Here is a 2,161-nt window from a genome sequence, read left to right as displayed (position 1 = left end):
ACGGGCTGGTTGGCAACAAAAGCGCGCTGGGGGACTGCAAGCATGACTGAACTCCGATAATAAGGAGTCAATCAGCTTGGACACTGTCCAGCGACGGCGATAGATGCTGGCCTCCGGGCATTTACGACGACCGCCTGGTCAACGTCTGGGTAAGCCGGCATGCGCTAGCAGATCGGTTTGGAGATTGTGCAAATATTGGAGTAGCTTCCCTGGTCGGCAGCCAGCACCTTAATTCACGGTTATTACCAAACAGCTTACTTTTAAGTATTACTGGGGTAAGCTAAGCTGAGTTTTTAGCTCGCTAATAGCAGCCTTGTTGAAGTGGATTTGCGGATCGACTATTTCAGTTTCCTTATCAAAATAAGCACCAACAGCACTACCAGTTTCGCCTGTCATGACTAGATTGGAACCAAAGCTGATTGCCAATTTGGCTCCAGCATTCAGATAGGTTGGGTTCAATATCCTATTCTCTACCTTGAGTGCAGCCGGAAAACTAAAGAAATAGTTTGTCTGCTTATCTAACCCGGTTAAAACTTCTGACTCGGTCTTACGAACTGTACCTTCACCTAAGGCAACCCCCTTAGTTCTGCATTGGTTACTTTCTAATTCGTATACTTCGACTTTGTCACTGCTAGTTAATTTTAGACCGAGGATGGTTGGCCCAAGGCTTCTTTGACTAATGCAAATCAGTTTCTCACTAGAGTTGAAAGCCGCCAGGAATCTTAATCCACTTAGAAGCGTATTGGCCGGCAGTACAATGTGAGTACGCAAACCTTTCGCACCATTGGAGAATTTACTATCGCCCAAAGAATCTACTAGCTTTGCACCAGATGGCAATAAACCATTTTTAGGTGCGCCAGTACTGAAGTACAAATTCTCTCTTATCAATTTGCCAGTTAGATCAAGCTCTTCGAACTGAAATTTATAAGTAGCAACACCTTCTTTAAATCTATCGATGTGGGTTAACCATTCTGGTGATTCTTTCTTACCGAAAAACAAGTACCCCATAGTCCTTGTATTCAAGTAGCGATATCTATTGGAATCAAAAGGGGAGTCCATGTCAGTAAAGGAAATATCCGGAGACAATGCTGACCTGAGAAATTCTGGAGTCCGAGTGGGATCATCTTTCTGTGTAGCATCATCAGAAATCAGAAGATAGGTTTTACCCGTCTCCTTGACTTTCGTATTGAGTACGCTGATGTTGCCCAATTCATGCGGTTGAGTAATACCAATTACTCCGGCACCGGTATAACCAGCACGCAAGCTGTACAGATCGCCATCTAACAGACGTTGTTCAGTAGGACTTGGTGTCGGTGGTTGTACAGGCGGAACAACTGGAGGCACGACAGGGGGCACCACCGGAGGTACAACAGGTGGATTAACAGGCGTTTGAGTTGGAGTAACAGGGGCCGGCTGACTACCACCACCTCCTCCTCCGCACGCAGTTAGTGCAAAGCAAAGAGAAAGGCTGGCTGCAAGCACTGTGGTTTTGCTATTCATTGTAGATTCCTCAATACGGATAGTGGGCAGCTTGCAAGCTTTTCTAATTCAGGCTGGAAGTACTACCCACATACTTAAGTAAGTAACGATAATGTTATGTAAAGTCCATTAGAAAATATTCGAAGAATGTGTAAAGACGTATGCGGGATTTCCCAGGAAAATGAGTGGCCTTATTACCAGGGAACGTTTTCTGCTGTTCTTAATCTGCCTGAACGATTTAAGTGAGAGTAAGGGATAGCGGCCATTCGAAATGGGTCAATAGCCCACCTTTACTCACCAAACGATTTCTTGATTTGTCCGCTGAAACAATAGGGCACCTCGAAAAACCCTCCGCCCATGGCATGATTCCGACATCCAAAAGTCAGCCCTCCAATCATGATCAAATCCAGTCTGTTTGCCAGTGAAGAACGTGAAGCCAAACTGGATCAGCTGGGCGATGCACTGAAGGTTCTGGGGACCCATGTCGATTTTGCCGCACTGGCGGCAGACATTGACCGAGCAGCGCCTCGACCCAGCCGCGCCCGCGGCGGCCGGCGGTAATCCCCCCGGAAAATAGGGGTGTGCAGAAGTAGAATTTTCTCGGATAGAGGGAGTTCTACAAAATGAAGAAATCGAGATTTTCGGACAGCCAAATCATCACCGTGCTTAAGGAGGCAGAGGC

General features: G+C 46.6%; 2 protein-coding genes. One reads left to right on the top strand and one right to left on the bottom strand.

The window, feature by feature from the left end:
- Nucleotides 1-267: 267 nt before the first annotated feature.
- Entirely contained in the window at nucleotides 268-1,500 is a 1,233-nt protein-coding gene (locus ACUHMQ_RS20480) for a hypothetical protein (RefSeq protein WP_445297298.1), read from the bottom strand.
- A gap of 375 nt (nucleotides 1,501-1,875) precedes the next feature.
- Between ACUHMQ_RS20480 and ACUHMQ_RS20475 the strand changes: the two genes are divergently transcribed.
- Nucleotides 1,876-2,040, top strand: a complete 165-nt coding sequence (locus tag ACUHMQ_RS20475) for a hypothetical protein (protein ID WP_445297297.1) — start codon at nucleotides 1,876-1,878, stop codon at nucleotides 2,038-2,040.
- Nucleotides 2,041-2,161: the final 121 nt, after the last annotated feature.

The sequence above is a fragment of the Chitinimonas violaceus genome (genome assembly GCF_052601015.1).
Note: the sequence above shows the minus strand (reverse complement) of the source record. Positions and strands in the feature narration are given on the sequence as shown.